General features: G+C 60.7%; 14 protein-coding genes. 5 read left to right on the top strand and 9 right to left on the bottom strand.

The genetic code is table 11. The features are described 5' to 3' along the window. Position 1: 1 nt before the first annotated feature. Both bufB and ACXAH0_RS05470 read right to left on the bottom strand, forming a co-directional pair. Positions 2–898, bottom strand: coding sequence for an MNIO family bufferin maturase (gene bufB / locus ACXAH0_RS05475; RefSeq protein WP_475173474.1), 897 nt, complete (start codon positions 896–898; stop codon positions 2–4). Between the two features lie 112 nt (positions 899–1,010). After that, positions 1,011–1,310: a BufA1 family periplasmic bufferin-type metallophore gene (locus tag ACXAH0_RS05470; RefSeq protein WP_475173472.1), complete on the bottom strand. Its 300-nt coding sequence runs from the start codon at positions 1,308–1,310 to the stop codon at positions 1,011–1,013. A gap of 644 nt (positions 1,311–1,954) precedes the next feature. On the opposite strand from ACXAH0_RS05470, the gene gltB reads away from it, so the two are divergent. Both gltB and ACXAH0_RS05460 read left to right on the top strand, forming a co-directional pair. Next, positions 1,955–6,655 carry a glutamate synthase large subunit gene (gltB, locus tag ACXAH0_RS05465; RefSeq protein ID WP_475173852.1) on the top strand — a complete coding sequence of 1,567 codons (4,701 nt, stop codon included), beginning with the start codon at positions 1,955–1,957 and terminating at the stop codon, positions 6,653–6,655. An 83-nt stretch (positions 6,656–6,738) separates the two neighbouring features. After that, positions 6,739–8,169, top strand: coding sequence for a glutamate synthase subunit beta (locus tag ACXAH0_RS05460; protein WP_475173469.1), 1,431 nt, complete (start codon positions 6,739–6,741; stop codon positions 8,167–8,169). Positions 8,170–8,721: 552 nt separating this feature from the next. Here ACXAH0_RS05460 and ACXAH0_RS05455 read toward each other — a convergent pair. The 3 genes from ACXAH0_RS05455 to ACXAH0_RS05445 all read right to left on the bottom strand — a co-directional run bounded on the left by ACXAH0_RS05455 (position 8,722) and on the right by ACXAH0_RS05445 (position 12,776). After that, positions 8,722–9,924: an SGNH/GDSL hydrolase family protein gene (locus ACXAH0_RS05455; RefSeq protein WP_475173466.1), complete on the bottom strand. Its 1,203-nt coding sequence runs from the start codon at positions 9,922–9,924 to the stop codon at positions 8,722–8,724. A 40-nt stretch (positions 9,925–9,964) separates the two neighbouring features. Next, the gene (locus ACXAH0_RS05450; protein ID WP_475173848.1) at positions 9,965–11,194 is read right to left on the bottom strand and encodes a lytic murein transglycosylase; all 1,230 of its coding nucleotides are present in this window, start codon (positions 11,192–11,194) and stop codon (positions 9,965–9,967) included. Between the two features lie 118 nt (positions 11,195–11,312). Further along, on the bottom strand, positions 11,313–12,776 hold the full coding sequence (locus tag ACXAH0_RS05445) for an outer membrane beta-barrel protein (protein WP_475189600.1): 1,464 nt from the start codon (positions 12,774–12,776) through the stop codon (positions 11,313–11,315). Positions 12,777–13,087: 311 nt separating this feature from the next. Between ACXAH0_RS05445 and ACXAH0_RS05440 the strand changes: the two genes are divergently transcribed. The 3 genes from ACXAH0_RS05440 (at position 13,088) to ACXAH0_RS05430 (ending at position 15,925) form a co-directional block, all read left to right on the top strand. Beyond that, positions 13,088–14,101, top strand: a complete 1,014-nt coding sequence (locus tag ACXAH0_RS05440; RefSeq protein WP_475189598.1) for a KpsF/GutQ family sugar-phosphate isomerase — start codon at positions 13,088–13,090, stop codon at positions 14,099–14,101. A 174-nt stretch (positions 14,102–14,275) separates the two neighbouring features. Beyond that, the gene (locus ACXAH0_RS05435; RefSeq protein WP_475189596.1) at positions 14,276–15,043 is read left to right on the top strand and encodes a motility protein A; all 768 of its coding nucleotides are present in this window, start codon (positions 14,276–14,278) and stop codon (positions 15,041–15,043) included. A gap of 27 nt (positions 15,044–15,070) precedes the next feature. Then, the gene (locus tag ACXAH0_RS05430; RefSeq protein WP_475189594.1) at positions 15,071–15,925 is read left to right on the top strand and encodes a flagellar motor protein MotB; all 855 of its coding nucleotides are present in this window, start codon (positions 15,071–15,073) and stop codon (positions 15,923–15,925) included. A gap of 364 nt (positions 15,926–16,289) precedes the next feature. Here ACXAH0_RS05430 and ACXAH0_RS05425 read toward each other — a convergent pair whose 3' ends face one another. From ACXAH0_RS05425 to ACXAH0_RS05410, 4 genes are all read right to left on the bottom strand, one after another. Continuing rightward, positions 16,290–16,745, bottom strand: a complete 456-nt coding sequence (locus ACXAH0_RS05425) for an NfeD family protein (RefSeq protein WP_475189593.1) — start codon at positions 16,743–16,745, stop codon at positions 16,290–16,292. Then, positions 16,742–17,743, bottom strand: a complete 1,002-nt coding sequence (locus tag ACXAH0_RS05420; RefSeq protein ID WP_475173449.1) for an SPFH domain-containing protein — start codon at positions 17,741–17,743, stop codon at positions 16,742–16,744. The genes ACXAH0_RS05425 and ACXAH0_RS05420 overlap by 4 nt, the downstream gene beginning before the upstream one ends. A gap of 647 nt (positions 17,744–18,390) precedes the next feature. After that, entirely contained in the window at positions 18,391–19,470 is a 1,080-nt protein-coding gene (hemH, locus tag ACXAH0_RS05415; protein WP_475189591.1) for a ferrochelatase, read from the bottom strand. Between the two features lie 151 nt (positions 19,471–19,621). Then, positions 19,622–20,872 (bottom strand): phenylacetate--CoA ligase family protein, encoded by a 1,251-nt coding sequence (locus ACXAH0_RS05410; protein ID WP_475189589.1) that lies wholly within the window; start codon positions 20,870–20,872, stop codon positions 19,622–19,624. Positions 20,873–20,874: the final 2 nt, after the last annotated feature.

Here is a 20,874-nt window from a genome sequence, read left to right as displayed (position 1 = left end):
GTCAGACCACCCGTTGCAAAGAAGGGTGTCCGGCCCGGGTCAGCAGCCGGTCGGCGGCCTGCACTTCGGCCTGCAAAACCGGCCAGGCGGGCACGTCATTGTCCCACTCGATCAGGGTCGGCAGCGCCCCGGTTTTCTGAAGCACTGTGTCATAAAGCGCCCAGACGGCCGCATCCACTTCCCGGTCATGGGCATCGATCAGCAGCGGACGGCCCTGATCATCCGTGTCTGGCGCATGGCCACCCAGATGGATCTCCTCGATCAGTGACAGCGGAAAGGCCGCCAGATAGTTCAGCGCCGACTGCTGGTGGTTGGTACACGAGACATGGACGTTGTTGACATCCAGAAGCAGGCCGCAGCCGGTGCGCCCGGCCACCTCGCCCAGAAACGCCAGTTCGCTCATGGTGCTTTGTTCAAACGCCACATAGGTGGACGGGTTTTCCAGAAGCATCCGGCGCCCGAGCGTTTCCTGAACCTCGTCAATATGGTCACAGACCCGGTCAAGCGCCGCCTTGTCATAGGGAACCGGCAGAAGATCATTGAAATAGGTGGTGTCATGGGTGGACCAGGCCAGATGTTCTGAAAACAGGCCCGGCTCGTAGCGCCGGTTGAGCGCGGCCAGCCGCTGCAGATGGTCCTTGTCCAGTGGACCTTCCCCGCCAATGGAAAGGCCAACCCCGTGAAGAGACAGGGGATAGTCGGCCCGCACCGCTTCAAGCTGGCGGTGAGGCACACCGCCCGCGCCCATGTAATTTTCCGCGTGAATTTCGAAAAAACCGATCCGGGCCCGGCTGTCGAGAATCGCGCCAACATGCTCCGCCTTCAACCCGGCTCCGGCCCGGGCCGGAATGGCGGCGGCAACACGCTGGCGGGACGGGTCAGATCGCTGATCAGACATGGCTGTCTCCCTGGCTAGGGACGCAGAGGGCAAGAACGGAAAAGACACGGGCAGGCGGTCACTGTCCACCGGCCCATACTCGCATCCCGGACGCTTGCCGGGCGGGCCCTGGTCAGGCTTTCGGCAGGTCGCGCTGCAATTCGGTCAAAGACCCCGTGCGCCCATCGGGAAGTTTCATGGTGGTGCAGGTGCCTTTGGGCACAAGCGTCCAGGCATTGCCCTGATAGTCAACGGTGGAGGTTCCGGCACAGGTGGTGCCCGGCCCGGCCTTGCAATCGTTCTTGCCCTTCAGGGATACGCCGTAGCATTTTTCCTTTGCCTGCGCCTGTGCAGGGCTGGTTGTGGCAAGACCGGCCACCGCAGTGGCAACAGCACCGGCAACGATTGCCGCAGACATAGCCTTGTGTTTCATTTCAGTCTCCTCTCATGAATAAAATCAATGTCTGCCTGCACAGTCCTGATCCCGTACGGGCACAAAAGTTACATGAGCCTATCGAGCTTCAATGGGAAATCAAAGGCCTGTGACCAATTTGCGAGCACATCGGACCAGAATTCCGCCGACGAAATATTCTTGCCAAAAACACGCTTGAATCGACCTTTCGAGATAATTGGCACAAGCAACATGAAACAATTATAATGAGGCAACGCAGAAAGACCCTTGCCCCTGGCGGGGAAATCTGTCATGTTCCGCCCGCCTAGAATAGGACAGGTATACTGTCCCAATTGCGGGGGGGGGGTGCTGGTGGGGAGAGCCGGACACCGCCAAACAAACGGCGATCAGACCAAGCGGTCGACGGATCCGGGGAGGATTCGCTGACACGACGGAACACATCAGTTTCGGCAGCGGTCAGTCCGCTGCGGCGATGTGGTGGTTTGTTTTCATGAACCGCCGCGGTAAATACAACGACAGAGCCGGGGCAGGAAAGCCAGGGTTCGCCGAGCCGCATTCTTGATGGAATGCGACCCGAACGGAACCCGACGCTTCAAGCCACGGCAACACTGGGCTTAACAGTGAGGGCGCACATGACGAGAGACGAGCTGACGACCAGCACAGCCATGCAGGCAGGCGGCGGGCAACACACGGGAACCGCACCCAAGACACTTGCCGAACGACTGGGCACGGCCGCCGAAAAAGGGCTCTATGATCCGTCACGCGAACACGATGCCTGCGGTGTTGGCTTTGTGGCCCATATGAAGGGTGAAAAATCTCACAAGATTGTGGCCGATGGCCTTCAGGTGCTGGAAAACCTGACCCATCGCGGCGCCGTTGGCGCGGACCCGCTGATGGGCGATGGCGCCGGCATGCTGGTGCAGATCCCGCACCGGTTCTTTGCCGAAGAAATGGACCAGGCCGGAACGCCCCTGCCCGAGGTGGGCCAATATGGCGTCGGTTTTCTGTTTCTGCCCCAGGATGACACCTTGCGCGCAACATGCGAAGAGATCGTGGAACGGGTGATCAAGGCCGAAGGTGAAGACCTGATCGGCTGGCGCACCGTTCCGGTCGACAATGCGTCCCTGTCCAAGGCCCCCGACATTGCGGCCACCGAACCGGTGTCCCGCCAGGTCTTCATCAAGCGCAAGAGCTGTGAAGACCCCGATGCGTTCGAGCGCCGTCTTTATGTGCTGCGCAAGGTGATTTCCAACACGGTGCGCGCAGAGACCGATGCGGTCGAGAAGGGCTTTTACATCGTCTCCCTGTCAAGCCGCACGCTGGTTTACAAGGGCATGTTCCTGGCCTATCAGCTGGGCGCCTATTATGCCGACCTGAAAGATGAGCGTTTCACTTCCGCTCTTGCGCTGGTGCACCAGCGTTTTTCCACCAACACCTTCCCCTCCTGGGACCTGTCGCATCCGTACCGGATGGTGGCCCATAACGGGGAAATCAACACCCTGCGCGGCAATGTGAACTGGATGGCCGCCCGTCAGGCCTCCGTTTCCTCCGCGCTTCTGGGCGACGACATTTCCAAACTCTGGCCAATTTCCTATGAAGGCCAGTCGGACACGGCCTGTTTCGACAATGCCCTGGAATTCCTGGTCATGGGCGGCTACTCGCTGGCCCATGCCGCCATGATGCTCATCCCGGAGGCCTGGGCAGGCAATCCGCTGATGGATGAAAACCGCCGCGCCTTTTACGAATACCACGCGGCTCTGATGGAGCCGTGGGACGGCCCCGCCGCCGTTGCCTTCACCGACGGGCGCCAGATCGGCGCAACGCTGGACCGCAACGGCCTGCGCCCAGCCCGCTACATTGTGACCGACGACAATTTTGTCATCATGTCCTCCGAAGTCGGTGTCCTGCCGGTAGCCGAAGAGCGCATTGTCCAGAAATGGCGGCTGCAGCCGGGCAAGATGCTGCTGATCGATCTGGAGGAAGGCCGCATCGTCTCCGACGATGAAATCAAGCGCCAGCTGTCAACTGCCAATCCTTACAAGGACTGGCTGCACCGCAGCCAGATCGTGCTGGAAGACCTGCCGGGCGTGCGCCAGCGTGCGCCTGTAGCGGGGGAAAGCCTGCTCGACCGCCAGCAGGCCTTTGGCTACACTCAGGAAGACATCAAGCTTCTCATGATCCCGATGGCCACCGTGGGCCAGGAAGCAATCGGTTCCATGGGCACCGACACGCCGATTTCCGCGCTGTCCGACAAGTCGAAGCTGCTCTACACCTATTTCAAGCAGAACTTTGCCCAGGTCACCAACCCGCCGATCGATCCGATCCGGGAAGAGCTGGTGATGAGCCTGGTCTCCTTCATCGGCCCGCGCCCGAATATTTTCGACCTGAAAGGCCTGTCCACTTCCAAACGCCTGGAAGTGCGCCAGCCGATCCTGACCAATGAGGATCTTGAGAAGATCCGGGCCATTGGCGACATTGCCGACAACCAGTTCTCCGCCAAGACGCTCGACATCACCTACAACGCCGAAAAAAGCGCCCACGGTATGGAAGGCGCGCTGGACGAATTGTGCGAACGGGCGGAAAAGGCCGTGCGCGACGGCTACAACATCATCATCCTGTCCGACCGGCTGATCAGCCGGTCCCGGATCGCGATCCCCGCACTTCTGGCGACTGCCGCCGTGCACCATCACCTGATCCGCAAGGGCCTGCGCACCTCCGTCGGCCTTGTGGTGGAAACCGGCGAAGCGCGTGAAGTGCATCACTTCTGCGTTCTGGCCGGGTATGGGGCGGAAGCCATCAACCCCTATCTGGCCTTCGAAACGCTGCTGTCCATGCATATGGAAATGGACTTCCCGGAAGAAGTGGACCAGTTCGAGGTTGTCGAGCGCTACATCAAGTCCATCGACAAAGGCATCTTGAAGGTCATGTCCAAGATGGGCATTTCGACCTACCAGTCCTATTGCGGCGCGCAGATCTTTGACGCGGTCGGCCTCGGTACGGACTTCGTGAAGAAATATTTCTTCGGCACCGCCACCATGATCGAAGGCATTGGCCTTGCGGAAGTGGCCAATGAAACGGTGCTGCGCCATTCCGAAGCCTTCGGGGACGTCGCCATCCTGCGCCGCTCGCTTGAGGTCGGCGGCGAATATGCCTACCGAACCCGGGGCGAAAGCCATATGTGGACCCCGGACTCCATCGCCCAGCTGCAGCATGCGGTGCGCTCAAATCTGCCCGAGATGTACCGGGCCTTTGCCGAGGAAGTGAACGGCAAGAGCGGGCGCTATGCGATTCGCGGTCTCTTCCGCATCAAGGGTGCTGAGGAAATCGGCTCCAGCCCGATTGCGCTGGACAAGGTGGAACCGGCGGAAAGCATCGTCAAACGCTTTGTCACCGGCGCCATGTCCTTCGGCTCGATTTCCCGCGAGGCCCATACGGCGCTCGCCGTTGCCATGAACCGGATCGGCGGCAAGTCGAACACCGGCGAAGGCGGCGAAGAGCCGGAACGGTTCAATCCGCTGCCCGACGGGTCCCAGAACCCCCGGCGTTCAGCGATCAAGCAGGTCGCCTCTGGCCGCTTCGGGGTGACCACCGAGTATCTGGTCAATTCCGACATGATTCAGATCAAGGTGGCTCAGGGGGCCAAGCCCGGCGAAGGCGGGCAGCTTCCCGGCCACAAGGTCGATGCGGTCATTGCCAAGGTCCGCCATTCCACGCCGGGGGTTGGCCTGATCTCGCCGCCGCCGCACCATGACATCTATTCCATCGAGGATCTGGCTCAGCTCATTTATGACCTGAAAAACGTCAATCCGGCTGCGGACATTTCCGTCAAGCTTGTCTCCGAAGTCGGGGTTGGCACCGTGGCGGCCGGGGTGGCCAAGGCCCGCGCGGACCACATCACCGTGTCTGGCTATGACGGCGGCACCGGCGCCTCCCCGCTGACCTCGATCAAACATGCGGGCAGTCCGTGGGAAATCGGCCTTGCTGAAACCCAGCAGACGCTGGTGCTCAACGGCTTGCGTTCGCGCGTCGCACTTCAGGTCGATGGTGGCCTGCGCACGGGCCGGGACGTGATTGTCGGCGCGCTTCTGGGCGCCGATGAATTCGGCTTCTCCACCGCACCGCTGATCGCGGCCGGCTGCCTGATGATGCGCAAGTGCCACCTGAACACCTGCCCGGTCGGCATTGCCACCCAAGACCCGGTTCTGCGCAAGCGCTTCAAGGGCACGCCCGAACATGTGATCAACTACTTCTTCTATGTCGCTGAGGAAGTGCGGGAGATCATGGCCGGGCTCGGGGTGGAAAAACTGGACGACCTGATCGGCCGGTCCGACTATCTCGACAAGAATGCGGCCATTGAGCACTGGAAAGCCCAGGGTCTCGACTTCACGCGGATCTTCTTCCAGCCGGACGCCGCGCCGGAAGCCACCCGCTGGACCGAGACCCAGGACCACCCGATTGACGACATTCTCGACCGGCGCCTGATTGCCGCCGCCAAACCGGCCCTTGAGACCAAGGAACCGACGGTGATCGAGGAGACGATCTGTTCCGTCGACCGGTCTGTCGGCGCCATGCTCTCCGGCGAGATTGCCAAACGCTATGGCAGCAAGGGTCTCAAAAAGCCCGACACGCTGACAATCAATCTGAAGGGCACCGCCGGTCAGGCCTTTGGTGCCTTCGTCTCCCGCGGCGTGACCATCAATCTCGTCGGCGATGCAAATGACTATGTCGGCAAGGGCCTTGCCGGTGGCAAGCTCATTGTGCGGCCACCGGATAACACCCGGATTGTTGCTGAAAACTCCATTATTGTCGGCAACACGGTGCTCTACGGCGCGACCGAGGGGGAATGTTATTTCCGCGGCGTGGCCGGGGAACGCTTCGCCGTCCGCAACTCCGGCGCCATTGCCGTTGTGGAAGGAGTAGGCGACCATGGCTGCGAATACATGACCGGCGGGGTCGTCGTGGTGATCGGCCAGACTGGCCGGAACTTCGCGGCCGGCATGTCCGGCGGCATTGCCTATGTTCTTGATGAGGACGGCACGTTCGGCTCCCGCTGCAACCTGGCCATGGTCGATCTGGAACCGGTGACGGAAGAGGACGACCTTCTGGAAAAGCTGCACCACCATGGCGGCGACATCGAGCACAAGGGCCGCGTCGACCTTTCCTCCGACATGACCCGCCATGACGATGAGCGCCTGCGCCAGATGCTGGCCAAGCATTTGGAACTGACCGGCTCTGCGAAAGCGCAGGCCATTTTGGACGACTGGACCAGTTTCCGGCCGAAATTCGTCAAGGTCATGCCGGTTGAATACCGTCGCGCGCTGCGGGAAATGGAAGAGCAGCGCCTGGGCATGGTCGCCGCCGAATAGGGCCAACAACACAAAAGGCTCTCGGCCGCAGCGCGCGGCCGATTGCAGCCGACTTGAGGACGCACACAGTTGAGGAGGTCACCTTGGGCAAGGTAACCGGTTTTTTGGAAATCGACCGTCAGGAACAGAAGTATCAGCCGGCTTCTGACCGCATCCGCCATTTCCGCGAATTCACCATTCCGCTGAATGAGCAGGAAGTCGCCAACCAGGCGGCCCGCTGCATGGATTGCGGCATCCCATTCTGCCATGGACCGACCGGATGTCCGGTCAACAACCAGATCCCGGACTGGAACGATCTGGTCTATCAGGGCGACTGGGACATTGCCCTGCGCAACCTGCATTCCACCAACAACTTCCCCGAATTCACCGGCCGCATCTGCCCGGCGCCCTGTGAAGAAGCCTGCACGCTGAACCTGGAAGACATTCCCGTCAATATCAAAACCGTGGAACAAGCCATTGCCGACAAGGGCTGGGAAGAAGGCTGGATCGTGCCCGAACCCGCAGCCAGCAAGACCGGCAAGGCGGTTGCGATCATCGGTTCGGGCCCGGCTGGCATGGCCGCCGCCCAACAGCTCGCCCGGGCGGGCCACACGGTGCATGTCTATGAGCGCGAGGCCAAGGCCGGCGGCCTGCTGCGCTACGGTATTCCCGATTTCAAGATGGAAAAACACTATATCGACCGGCGCGTCGCCCAGATGGAAGCCGAAGGTGTGACCTTCCACTATGGGGTTAATGTGGGCGTCGATACGTCGCTGGAAGAACTGGCCGAACGCCATGACGCGGTTATCCTGTGCGCCGGGGCCGAGCGCCCGCGCGATCCGGGTGTCTCGGGCATGGAACTGGAAGGCTGCCACTGGGCCATGGACTATCTCGTCCAGCAGAACCGCCGAGTCGGCGGCGAGCCGGAAGGCGACGCCCAGCCGGTCTGGGCAGGTGGCAAGCATGTGGTCGTGATCGGCGGCGGCGACACCGCGTCCGACTGTGTCGGTACCGCGTTCCGCCAAGGGGCGCTGTCCGTTACCCAGCTGGACATCCGCCCGATCCCGCCGCTGAAGGAAGACAAGATGGCGGTCTGGCCCTATTGGCCGACCAAGTTCCGCACCTCCTCCTCACAGGCAGAAGGCGCGGAACGGGAATTTTCCGCAGCCACCCTTGGCCTTGTGGGCGAAGACGGCGTGGTCACCGGCGTAAAATGCGCCCGGGTGGACGAAAAGCGCCGCCCGATTGAAGGCACGGAGTTCATCCTGCGCGCCGATCTGGTGCTGGCGGCCATCGGCTTTTCCGGACCGCTGCTGGAAACCTATATCGCCGAAGCCGGGGACAAGCTGGAACTGGACGGGCGCACCAACGTGAAGGCCAATACGGACGACTACAAAACCAGCATGAAAAAGGTTTTTGCTGCAGGCGACGTGCGCAAAGGCCAGTCGCTGGTCGTCTGGGCCATCCGGGAAGGCCGCCAGGCCGCCCGCTCTGTAGACGAATTCCTGACCGGGTCCTCGGACCTGCCGCGGTAAGCGCCCCGCAAAAGATAAGGCGCGCTTAGAGCATCGTGCGATAAGTCAGGCGCTTTGGCGAAACTCAAAAGCCCTCTTGCAGATCTGATGTGCAAGAGGGCTTTTTGTATCAGCTGGGGGTCTGGCTGGGAAACCGCAAAGCCTGCCGGCACGCCCGGATATCGGGGCAAGATGGGCACGCTCAGAGAAAATCGCGCTTGAACGGTACTTGCATGCCGCTGCCTGAACTCAGAGATTTCAATTCAAAAGACAACAGGGATTGGAACCTCTATGAACGCGGCGCGTTCTAAGAGCATCGTGCGATCAGTCTGCACCATTTGATGCTGGAAAGCAGATCATCCGGCAAGGCGCATCGCGCAGCGCGATGCGGTGTATCGGGCAAGCGACGCAACGCTGCCGATGGGCTGCTTTCAATCACCCCAGGGGCCGGTCTGCTTTGCCCGCTGACATCGTTGGATCGAACTTGTGGTGGGAAACACCACGGCGCGCGATCCGCCTCCTCAGCAGACAAAGCAGATCCGGCCAAATGGTGCAGACTGATCGCACGATGCTCTAAGAGCCGCTGGGAACCGCCCCGCCCAGGGCCGATGTGCCGTCGGCCTCCATATAAGGATCATCCACCCGGCCCGGCACGGGCTGAAGCGGCTCGCCCTTGACGAAAAAGCGGTAGGCGGCGCTGTCTGTATCGATTTCGCGCTGATCGTCCTCACCACCCAGCAGCAAGCCCTCAGGCGAAGTGGTCCGGCCGGTCAGCACGATGAAATTCGGGTCGTCCTCAATGCCCTCATAGGCAAGCCCGCCATATCCGCCCAAAAGCCGCAAAAGTTCCCGGTCAACAAAAAACGCCACCTTGCGGTAGCCCGGCCATGAAAAGCCGATCCGGTCCTGGGTCCGCAATCGTGTGTTCTTGCCGTCCACATCCGGGCCAAAGGAAGAGTAGCTGCCATCTTCAGCCAAAAAGATATCCCAGATATCCACATACCGGACCCGCCGGTCTTCGGACGCCGACTGGAAAATGGCATTCAGCTGGGTGAAATCCGCATTGACGCTCTTCTTGCTGGTGGGCGGCAGGCCGACCCAGACAATCGGCTTCTTCTCCTGGCGCACAACACGCACCAGCGCTTCCACCTTCTTGCGGTAGGCCGAGGTCCAGTCCTCGCTCATATATTCGATTAGCGGATCTTCCTCAAAGAGCTTGCCGAGATCCCTGCGGCCGATCATCACCACCATCGCCTTTACATCCGCGCCGCGGATCTTGGCCAGCACCTTTTCCGGCCAGTCAGGGCCCGCTTTTCCGGCAAATCCGGCCTTGTCCTCTGTCAGACGTTCCACCCGGATCTGGGGTTTGTCAGCCAGAATGTAATCGAGCCCGTCCGCGACCCCGCGCGCCATGCGGTCCCCCACCACCAGAATGGCACCGGCATCCGGGTTCTTGGGCTGGATCTGGAGCCTGGGCGGCGCCCCGGCGGCCCGGGAGGACGTGCTGCGCTTCTGGATGCTGCCCGGCGGCCGCTTCGTCTTGCGCCGTTCCTTGTTGCCAAAGAGCTTTTGCAGGGGAGCAAACGGATTGAAGCCACGCAAAAGACCATTTTGGGCAACTACAATGCCCTTATGCGCCCCTTGTCCGCCCGCAGGCTCCTCTGCGGCGGCAGGTGCCAGCCCCGCGCCCAGAACCAAGATGCATACAGCCAAAGCCAGCGGACACGCCAGCCCGGTCCGAATCTTCCAGAAATCGGTCACAAAAAACGCAGACACGGTCACCCTACTCTCCAGGAAGGACAGATCTGCGCCTAGCTTACCCGCCCATTTTCAGATGCGCCAGCAAAACCACGGACGGATAGCCATCCGGCACAAGGCCACGTGCACTTTGATAGGCCCGTATCCCTCTGCGTGTGGCCGGACCAGCCTTGCCATCTGCAGATCCGACAGAAAAACCCTGCCGGTTCAGGAGATTTTGCAGCTCTGCGGTTTCAGACCGGTTCAGCGGCAAATAATCCCGCGACCAGTCCCCCGCCAGCGGCCCGCCGCCGATCAGACGGTCTGCCAGATGCCCGACCGCAAGCGCATAGGCGGTCGCATTGTTGTAACGCTTGATGACATAGAAATTGCGCAGCATCAGAAAGGCCGGTCCCTTTGCCCCTGCAGGCAGAACCATGATTGCCTTGTCGGAGCGGCGCGGGAATCCCTTGCCATTGGACCTGCGCACGCCGCGCTTGGCCCACTCGCCAAGGGTCATGGTCAGATCGCCATCGGCCAGATGATAATCGAACCCGGCGGGCAGCTTGACTTCATAGCCCCAGGTCTTGCCGGTCTGCCAGCCGTGCTTTTTCAGATAATTTGCCGTGGAGGCAAGCGCATCGGGCACGGATGTCCAGATGTCCCGGCGGCCATCGCCGTTGTAATCCGCCGCATAGGCCTTCCAGCTGGACGGCATGAACTGGGTATGTCCCATTGCCCCGGCCCAGGACCCTTCCATATCCTGAAACCGCACATGGCCCGCCTGCACAATGGCGAGGGCAGTCAGAAGCTCCCGGTTCCAGAATTTCTTGCGCCTTGGCGCCGCATAGGCCAGCGTGGCCAGCGCCTGGATCACATTGTGGCGCCCCATATAGCCGCCATAATTGGTTTCCATACCCCAAATCGCCAGAACGGCTTCCCGGTCGACCCCGTAGCGGGCCTCGATCTGCGCCAGGACCGGCCCATATTTCTTGAGCAGCTCCCGGCCTTTTTCGACCCGGCTTTCAGACACCGCGCTGTCCAGATAATCCCAGATCGGCTTGACGAATTCCGACTGCTTGTTCATCAGCCGCAGGGTGTCGTCATCCGGCTTCATGCCGGTGAACACAGCGTTATAGGTGTTGGCGGAAATCCCGGCCGCCTTGGCTTTTGGCCAGAAATCACGCACGAACCGGTCAAATCCCGGATCGGCGTGGGCCGGGCACAACGTGGCTGTCAGACCAACGGCCACGAGCAGGCCACCGGCCAGCCGTTTCAGTCCACCTGCCGGCCAGATGGTCCGGGGCATCACCACAATTGCCTTCGCAGTCCGCAGCACAAAGCTCCGCATCAGGGCCTCCTATGCCCAGGTCCGTGTTCGCTTCTGCCCCCGCCCCATGAATGGCCGTTTTTTGGTTACCGTAAAGTTAATGACGGAACCGAAGACCGGCTTCCACTGCGTTTTCCGTGTAATCGCTTGCCTCTTCGGAACTGTCGAACCTGCGGTGGGTATAGTCCGCCGTCAGGGCCACGTTTCTGGTCAGGGCAAATGTCACGCCGCCAAACCCGGTCAGGGTCCGTTCCTCAATGGAAACGCCCTCATAGGTCCGGTAACTGTAGCCTGTGCCTGTTTCAGCAACGAGACGGTCGCTGAACGCATGGGCCAGACGCAGATCTCCTGAATAGATGATCGAGCCACTCGCCATGTCAATATCCGTTGCTTCAAAACGGGTGCCAACACCGGCCGTCACGGTTGTCAGGCGGCTGGGCGACCAGACCAGCGACCCGTCCACAATCAGCCCACTGAGATTGTCGAGCCGTCCGTCTTCCAGATCCTCGATCCGCCAGCCAGCCCCAAGGGTGCCGGTCACCTTGGGACCGGACGCAATGGCCAGGCCCCCGCGCAGCTGATAACCATTGGCATTACGCTTTTCGCACAAGGCGTCGCTGCAGCTCTCGTCATAACGGCGCAGCAGCAAAGCCCCTTCCACAAAAGGCGTCAGAATACTGCCGGTATCCGCATCCAGACGCAGGCTGGCTGAATAGAGCGTGTTGTCCCGGCCTCTATCTTGCGTGTCATCGGACGTATAGACGCTGCGGTCCACAGCAAAGGACGTGGTCACGGCCACCAGCCCCACGGCCCGGCTTGCGCCCAAAGATCCCGAATAGGTTTGGATATGATCGGTCTCCGAAGACGTTGATTCCGCACTGCCGTCTTCTTCGCGCGAATAGGTGTAGCTGACGCCAGACGTCACCTGGGTGGCGTCGCTGACATCAAGCCGCAGACTAGCGGCCGCAGAAACGCTGCCGTCATTGTCATCCGGCTTCTCCGGATAGCCGGTATAGCTGCCCCGCAAGGAGGCATCGAACCGGTGCCGGGACCAGTTGGACGTAAGCGCCAGATCCGGCGAGATCCGGTAAAGGGCCCCGGACGTGCCGGAGGCGGATTGGGCTGTGTTGTCCGTCCAGCCGGTGGAGACTGTGACTTGCGGAGTGAAGGTAAACGTGCCCAGCCGGATGCCCTGGGCCTCATCGAATGTGGTGTCCCCACCAAAGACACTGTCGTCAACAAGGTCATCGGAGAGCGGCACGGCCCGGTTCACAGCCGCCAGCCGGTCGGAAAAGGGCCGCACCGGCAGCACCTGCCCGTTCGTGCCGAGCCCGCTTGAGCCGGTTTCTGCTTCCGCACTGTTCAGGCTGCGGCGCAAGGCAAACACATTCGACTGCACCGGAGTGCTGTCCGCCGCTTCCACTGCCTGGTCAGAGGCCTCTTCGGAGCCCAGCCCATCCTCTGCTGAACCGGACCCACGCAAGCCTGTCACCGTCTGCGCAAACGGTGACCCCACCTGAAAGGCGGTCAGACAAACAAGGATAGGCAGAATACGGCGCATTCACATCTACTGTTCAAATCGCTCGAAACCGGCCGGTTCCAAGAACAGCCCCAACCTGACGAATGATGGTTAATGCTTCGTTTCCGTGTTGCAAATTGCCACAGGATTCCCTTTGGAGGAGATCTCACTCCGCCGGGTACCAGGCCTGGTCAACGCCATCGAAAAACCACAAAAAACGGCAGAGTTCTTGATCCCGACCGGCGTCTGGCATAGTCCTAGGCAGACCGCGCCCGGGGCGCTGGACGGGCGGCCAGTCCGTAAGGCCCGCGTCCGGTAAACCATGCGCCAAATACAAAGATAAGAAAGCCACAATGGCCACATCCCCAACCAATTCTCAATCCGGCCCGGTGTCAGAGACACTCGCCCAATGCCTTGTATCCGCTGAACGGACTTTCGAAACGGAAATTGCCGGTCTCAGCGCCGTTAGGGCCGCTCTGAAAAATGGATTGGCGGAGCCTTTCAAGCAAACCTTCGATCTGATCTGCAACAGCAAGGGCCGTGTGGTCGTGACTGGCATCGGCAAAAGCGGCCATATCGGCACCAAGATTGCCGCCAGCCTGGCCTCAACCGGCACGCCGTCCTTTTTTGTGCATGCGAGTGAAGCCAGCCATGGCGACCTTGGCATGGTCACCGGCGATGATGTGGTAATTGCCCTGTCCTGGTCCGGCGAGACCCAGGAACTGGCCAGCATCGTCAACTATTCAAGGCGCTTCAAGGTGCCGCTGGTGGCCATCACATCGCGCAGCGACAGTGCGCTTGGCCGGGCGGCCGATGTGGTGCTGAAGCTGCCAAGCGTGGCTGAGGCCTGCCCCCACGGGCTGGCGCCGACGACCTCTGCCCTCATCCAGTTGGCCATCGGCGATGCGCTTGCCGTTGCCCTTCTGGAAGGACGTGGCTTCACCGCTCAGGATTTCCGGGTGTTCCATCCGGGCGGCCGCCTTGGTGCCAGCCTGAAGACCGCCCGGGACATCATGCATACTGGCGATCATTTGCCGCTGGTCCCGCAGTCAATCCCCATGAGCGAGGGCATCGTGCTGATGACCCAGCGGGGCTTCGGCGTCCTGGGCGTCACGGATGAGCTCAACCGGCTCATCGGCATCATCACCGATGGGGATTTGCGCCGCCATGTGTCTGCAAATCTTCTGGAAAAGACGGCTGGCGACATCATGACCCGTGAACCGAAAACGGTCGCGCCCGACACCCTGTCCGCCTCGATCCTGGAGCTGGTGAACAGCCTGTCGATCACCTCCGTTTTTGTGATTGAGGACGGCCGGCCGGCCGGCATTGTCCATCTTCACGACCTGTTGCGCATTGGCACCGCCTGACCTGACCGGTCTGGCGCGCCTCCTTTTTTCCGCATTTTCACGGAGCTGGGACACTGAAAAGTTGATTTTCAGGCCCGCAAGGCGCGCCGCATTAGGATTTGATTAGCCATAGCGCCCTTAGACTGCAGCCAAGTTCAACCGGCATGATGCCGCAGACCTTGGTGTGTAGACAGAATGGATCTGGCGACCTTAATCGGAATTGTTGGTGCCTTCGGCATTGTTGTCACCGCGATTTTCCTTGGTGGCAGCTTCGGGCAGTTCATTGACGTGCCTTCGATCCTCATCGTGATCGGCGGCGGTCTGGCCGCGACCCTGATTCGTTTTCAGATCTCGGACATTGCCGCCGCCTTTGTGACCGGATTCAAGGTGGCTCTGGCCGGGCGGGGCGCCAGCCCGCGCGACCTGATTTCGGAAATCACCAATCTGGGTGAAATCGTACGCAAGTCCGGCCCGCTGGGTCTGGAAAATGTCGATGTCTCCGATCCGGTGCTGGCCAAGGGTGTCCAGTATATCGCCGACGGCTACGAACTGGACTTCATCAAGGAAGCGATGGAGCGGGAACGGGACCTGCAATTGTCGCGCCTGTCGGAAGGCAAGCGTGTCATGAAGGCCCTTGGCGATTCCGCTCCGGCTTTCGGCATGATCGGGACCCTTGTGGGTCTGGTTCAGATGCTGGCCAATATGGATGACCCGGCCGCCATCGGCCCCTCCATGGCCGTCGCCCTGCTGACCACCCTCTACGGCGCCCTCATCTCCAACATCATCTGTCTGCCGCTGGTGGACAAGCTGGACGCGAAATTCGATGTCGACGAGCTCAACCAGACCCTGATCATCGACGGTGTCTGCCAGATCCGGGAATCCAAGAGCCCGGCGCTCATCAAGGAAATGCTCATCGCATACCTTCCGGAAAAGGCCCGCGCCGAGCTGGCGGACGCCGCCTGACGCAGCGCACAGGAACGGACCAACAAGATGGCCAAGAAAAAACAGCAAGGCGGTGGCGGCGCTCCCGATTGGCTGGTCACCTTTGCCGATCTCATGTCCCTGCTTGTGTGTTTCTTCGTTCTGATCATTTCCTTCTCGATCCAGGACAAGGAAAAGCTGCAGGTTGTGGCCGGGTCCATGCGCGAGGCCTTCGGCGTGAAGGAAACCTCCAGCCGCACCGGCATCATCGAGGTCGAAGGCATTCCGATCCGCGACTACATGAAGGATATCAGCCAGGTCGAACAGGAAATGGATTCCGACTTTGCCACCGAGCGCCACGAGAAGCGGCGCAAACAGGGGCCGGAAGCCAACACCCACGACACGATGGAAGCCGATATCGAAAAGCCGCGCCAGTTCGCAACGGCAGCGGCCTCCCTGCGCCAGGCCTGGCAGGAAATGCCCGAAATCACGGAAGTCTCAACCAACATCATTCTGGAAGAGAGCGAGGATGGCCTGAACATCATGCTGGTCGACCAGGATGGCCGCTCCATGTTCCGCGAAGGCTCCAAATATCCTTATGAGACCACCCGGCGGCTGATCGCAAAGATGGCCCCGGTTCTGGCCCGTATGCCCAACCGGATCGAAATCACCGGCCACACCACCTCCGGCCAGCAGACAAGCGATCCGAGCTATACCGGCTGGGACCTGTCCACCGAGCGGGCAAACGTGGCCCGGCAGATCCTGTCCGAATATGGCGTACCGGATGATCAGTTCTATGCGGTGGTCGGCAAGGCGGACACCGAGCCGCTGTTTCCCAACGATCCCTATCTGGCCGCCAACCGGCGCATCGGCATCCTGCTGAAAGCCGAAGAGCCGCCAATCCCGCCGGGCCACAAGCTCTAAGACTGACCTGTTCAGGCTCATACCAACCTCAATAGATAGAAACCCATCTGATGGCGCTGGTCGAGATTGGCCGGCAAGGCGCGTTGCGCAGGACGGCCTTTATGGCCGTTCAAGCGGCGCAACGCAGTCCGGCGGGCCGGAGCAGGCCACCGAGGCCGTGTTTGAGGACTGTTCAGCTGCGTCCCAGGTTTTGAACGATAAACCATATCGCCCTGCAACCTGCTCCTTGCCGAACAGCCCCCAAACACGGTCAGATCGGTTCCTATCTATTGAGGTTGGTATCAACAAAGCCGCAGCGCCGGGAACCCATTTGAAAGCTGAAGGAGCCGGGCCGTTTTATCGTCCGGTCCGGGCCCGGTTCCCGTTACTCCGAGGCAGACACCACCAGCCGAGCGCCGTCCACCGCCTCGACCCGCACCTTTGTGCCTGCAGGCAGGTCCGGTCCAGTGATCCGCCAGACCGTATCGTCAATCGAAAGATTTCCCGCGCCGTCGCTCAAGGGTTTTTCCAGCGTGAATTTCCGGCCCACATAGCGGCTGCCGCGCCGGTTTAGGCCGGGATCACCGCTTTCTGAAGACAGGTTCACCATCAGGCGGCGCCCGATCAGAAGGCTTGTGATGGACAGCACCAGAAACAGGGTGATCATCACCTGCCAGCCCGGATCGGCGACCAGCGCGACGGCGCCCACCACCAGGGCCGCCAGGCCGAACCACAAGAAGATGCTGCCCGGTGCCACGATTTCCAGCCCCAGCAGGACAAGACCCAGGACAAACCAGCTCCAGGGTCCAAGGGCCGCAATGGTGCTTTCGATCAGCGTCACAAATTGCCTCCCTCAGGGCGCCCAAAGCCAGTGTTGGGAATACGGGAACCGCTCTGGCCCTCCTCATTGCGGCCGTCCTTGCTGAAGGCTTCCTTGGCAATCTCGCCGATGCCGCTCAAGGACCCGAGCAGCGAGGTCGCTTCCATGGGCAGGATCAGGGTTTTCTGATTGCGCGAGGTGGCCAGGGCGGTGAAGGCCTCCACATATTTGTTGGCCACAAAGTAGTTGATCGCCTGAACATCCCCGGCTGCGATGGCTTCGCTGACCATGCGGGTTGCCTTGGCTTCGGCTTCTGCCTCGCGCTCACGGGCTTCCGCGTCGCGGAAGGCGGACTCCCGGCGGCCTTCCGCCTCCAGAATGAGCGACTGTTTTTCACCTTCCGCCTTCAGAACTTCAGACTGCCGCTTGCCTTCCGCTTCCAGGATCGCCGCGCGCTTGTCACGTTCGGCCTTCATCTGCCGGGCCATGGCGTCTACCAGATCCCGGGGCGGGTTGATGTCCTTGATCTCGATGCGAGTGATCTTGACACCCCAGGGCTCGGCGGCCGCATCGACCACACGAAGGACCTGGGCATTGATTTCATCGCGGTTGGACAGGAGCGAATCCAGATCCATGGAGCCCATGACCGAGCGGATATTGGTCATGGTCAGATTGAGGATCGCATTTTTGAGCCCGAGCACCTCATAGGCCGCCCGCGCCGCATCCAGCACCTGATAGAAGGTCACCCCGTCGGCGGTCACCGTCGCGTTGTCCCGGGTGATCACCTCCTGGGAGGGCACATCCAGCACCTGTTCCATCATGTTCAGCTTGTGTCCAATCGTATCGATGAAGGGAATGATGAAATTCAGACCGGGAGTCAGTGTCTTGCGGTATTTTCCGAACCGTTCGACCGTAAAATTATACCCCTGGGGAACGGTCTTAACCCCGGCAAAAAACACCAGGACGACAAGAACAACAAGAAAGATCAGAACAACACTGTATGCATCAAAACCCGGCATGAATTTCTCCCGCTAAAGCCTGAGCCCCGGCACACCCGCCAAGGCGCGCCCAAGAGGCCCTCAGAGTCGGAATGGGATCGTCTTCACGATGGTCAATCGCCCCCTTTGACCATCCCGTGATCCACAAAACCAAAGTCACTATGCGCCGATCAGGCGCAAGCTTCCAGTGTCTTTCCCGCGTCTTCCCAGACACGGTAAAACACCGTCAGCGCAAATCTCGTTCCCCCGGATTTGCCTTTCGCAGCCTGAGATCGCAGATTTCAACGCAAAGACAAAATGGTTTGAGCCCCTATAAACGCGACACGATATAGAAGTGCCTTAAGTGCGATAAAGTCACGATACTCAAACGTCTTGTCCCAGTTACGAAAACACCTGCCCCGCCCTGTTATGGCGGAGCATAGCCAGACCACTCTCTTATTCTGGCCTCATCTCAAGACTTTTTGACGGCAGCCCGCGTTCGATTCGGGCACCAGATAAGAAATATGGGGCCTCTGTGTTGGGTTTGCCAGAATTACCAGTTCCGAAGCCTTGAGGATCAGCGCGTTATTTCACGTCGCATTTCATTGGATTAGCCTGTCGCTGGCTGACTTCAGAGCAGTCAACGCAACAGACAAAACAGCGTGTCCCGATTGAACGCGGCACGCTGCCTAGAGCCAGCCGCCAAGCTCACGGCGGACAATATGCTCAATCACCTTCATGCCGAGATCACTGTCATTGAGGCAAGGAATGTGGCTGAAATGGCCGCCGCCATTCTCCTCGAAGATCTCGCCCGCTTCTCCGGCGATTTCCTCAAGCGTTTCAAGACAGTCGGACACAAAGCCCGGGTTCATAACCGCGACATTCTTGACCCCGTCCTTGGCCAGCTGCTCCACGGTCTTGTCCGTATAGGGCTGCAGCCATTCTTCCGGGCCGAAGCGGGACTGAAACGTTACCCGCAGCTTGGCTTCGTCCCAGCCGAGCACATCGCGCATCAGCCGTGTCGTCTTCATACAATGGCAATGATAGGGGTCGCCGCGCTTGAAATAGGACTGCGGAATACCGTGATAGGAAGTCAGCACCACATCCGGTTCAAAATCGAGACTGTCCAGATGCTCCTTCACGGACGCGGCCAGCGCATTCACATAGACCGGATCGTCGTGATAGGGCGGCACCGTGCGGATGGCTGGCTGCCAGCGCATCTCCAGAAGCGTCTTGCAGACCACGTCATTGACGGTTGCTGTCGTGGTTGCCGAATATTGCGGATAGAGCGGGAACACCAGGATCCGGTCGCAGCCTTCCTCCTTCATCGCCTTCAGCTTGTCTGGAATGGAAGGCTGGCCATAGCGCATGGCCCAGTCCACCTTCAGGGACCTGCCCTCAGACCCCAGCATCCCGGCCAGTTTTTCCGACTGGCTGCGCGTGATCGTCCGAAGCGGAGATTCGTTCTTGTCGTGGTTCCAGATCTCGTCATAGGCCTTGCCGGACTTGCCCGGCCGGGTCATCAGGACGATCCCGTAGAGGATCGGATACCAGATCGCCCGCGGCCATTCGATCACCCGCTTGTCCGACAGGAACTCACGCAAATACCGGCGCATGGGCCAGTAATCCGTCGCATCCGGAGTTCCAAGATTGACCAGCAGAACGCCGGCCTTACCGCTTTTCACCGGCGGATGATCCTGTGGCAAATGCAGTTTGCGGAACTCTGCTGCCGTATCAGCAGCAAGAGGTGCGGTCGGATGAACGGTCATGGGTGTGGGATCCCTGAATGCGGTATGGTCTTTTGCCTTACATAGGCCAAGCGGAGGCCAACGCCAATGCGGCAAATATCATACGCGCCACAATCGCGCCGGATCACCTTTGCCCGCATGTTGCGGCAGGCCCCCTATTCAGGCCTTGCCGTCAGCCATAGTCCCTCTCATCGGCAATGACCTTGCCGTCATTGGGCAGCGCGCCGGGAGCCACAAGCTCCACCTCCCCCTTCAACCGGGTGACATCCCGCAAGGTCGCTGCGACCCGCTCCGCAAGCCCGCCGGCCGGGGCATCGCCCGGGGCTTCGGTTTCGACCGACAGGGTCATGGCGTCGGTCTCGCCCGCGCGACTGACGGCCAGGCGTGCCTTGCCGACTTCCGGATGCGCCGCCACGATCTGCGCGATCTGGGCAGGGTCCACAAACATACCCTTGACCTTGGTGCGCTGGTCAGCCCGGCCCATCCAGCCCGCCAGCCGCATATTGGTGCGCCCGCACGGGGACTCTCCCGGCACGATGCGTGACAGATCTCCGGTCGCAAAGCGGATCAGCGGATAAAGACGGTTGAAATTGGTGACCACAAGCTCGCCGACCTCTCCGTCGGCCACCGGATCTCCGGTGCCCGGACGGACAATTTCAACAAGATAGTCTTCATTGACGACCATTCCGTCCCGGGCCTCGGTCTCATAGGCGATCACGCCCAGATCGGCAGTTGCATAACACTGACTGACCCGAATGCCCTGGTCCTCATAGTCCTGCCGGAGTGAGGGAAACAGAGCCCCCCCGGACACAAGCGCCTTGGTGATGGAGGAGACATCGCGGCCCTGCTCCCGGCCCCTGTCCAGGAGGATCTTGAGATAGTCCGGGGTGCCGACAAATCCGGCGGGTTTCAAGACCTCGACAGCCTCCACCTGCATATCCGTGTTTCCGACGCCCGCCGGAAACACGGTGCAGCCAAGCGCAACGGCGCCCTGGTCCAGAATGAACCCGCCCGGCGTCAGGTGGTAGGAAAAGGCATTGAGAACAGTGTCGCCCTTGCGGAACCCGGCCGCATAAAGGCTTCGCGCACCGTTCCAGGCATCAAGGCCCGGCGCCTGCGGCTCCCAGATGGGCCCCGGCGACATGAACACCCGCGCGGCCTCCGACAGATCTCCCGCCAGGAACCTGCCAAAGGGCGGATCGGCCTTCTGCCGCTCCATCAGGACTGATTTGCGCAAAACCGGCAAGCGGGCCAGAGCAGACCGGCCGGACACGCCGGCCAGATCCTGTCCGGAGAGCTGCTCCGCCCACCCCGGTGCGGCGGTGGCCGCGTGGGCCAGCAGCTCCGGCAACCGGGCAAAAAGATCCCGTTCACGCTGAGCGGGGTCCTGCCGCTCGCGCGCATCAAACTGTTCGTTGCTCATGG

It is taken from the genome of Roseibium sp. AWQ4_290 (genome assembly GCF_056160985.1).
This window is presented reverse-complemented; position numbering and strand designations above follow the sequence as displayed.

Excerpts from the sequence above, each read along its gene's own strand:
- bufB (WP_475173474.1), bottom strand. The coding sequence starts at position 898 with ATGTCTGATCAGCGATCTGACCCGTCCCGCCAGCGTGTTGCCGCCGCC.
- ACXAH0_RS05470 (WP_475173472.1), bottom strand. The coding sequence starts at position 1,310 with ATGAAACACAAGGCTATGTCTGCGGCAATCGTTGCCGGTGCTGTTGCC.
- gltB (WP_475173852.1), top strand. The coding sequence starts at position 1,955 with ATGCAGGCAGGCGGCGGGCAACACACGGGAACCGCACCCAAGACACTT.
- ACXAH0_RS05450 (WP_475173848.1), bottom strand. The coding sequence starts at position 11,194 with ATGCCCCGGACCATCTGGCCGGCAGGTGGACTGAAACGGCTGGCCGGT.
- ACXAH0_RS05445 (WP_475189600.1), bottom strand. The coding sequence starts at position 12,776 with ATGCGCCGTATTCTGCCTATCCTTGTTTGTCTGACCGCCTTTCAGGTG.
- ACXAH0_RS05440 (WP_475189598.1), top strand. The coding sequence starts at position 13,088 with ATGGCCACATCCCCAACCAATTCTCAATCCGGCCCGGTGTCAGAGACA.
- ACXAH0_RS05435 (WP_475189596.1), top strand. The coding sequence starts at position 14,276 with ATGGATCTGGCGACCTTAATCGGAATTGTTGGTGCCTTCGGCATTGTT.
- ACXAH0_RS05430 (WP_475189594.1), top strand. The coding sequence starts at position 15,071 with ATGGCCAAGAAAAAACAGCAAGGCGGTGGCGGCGCTCCCGATTGGCTG.
- ACXAH0_RS05420 (WP_475173449.1), bottom strand. The coding sequence starts at position 17,743 with ATGCCGGGTTTTGATGCATACAGTGTTGTTCTGATCTTTCTTGTTGTT.
- hemH (WP_475189591.1), bottom strand. The coding sequence starts at position 19,470 with ATGACCGTTCATCCGACCGCACCTCTTGCTGCTGATACGGCAGCAGAG.
- ACXAH0_RS05410 (WP_475189589.1), bottom strand. The coding sequence starts at position 20,872 with ATGAGCAACGAACAGTTTGATGCGCGCGAGCGGCAGGACCCCGCTCAG.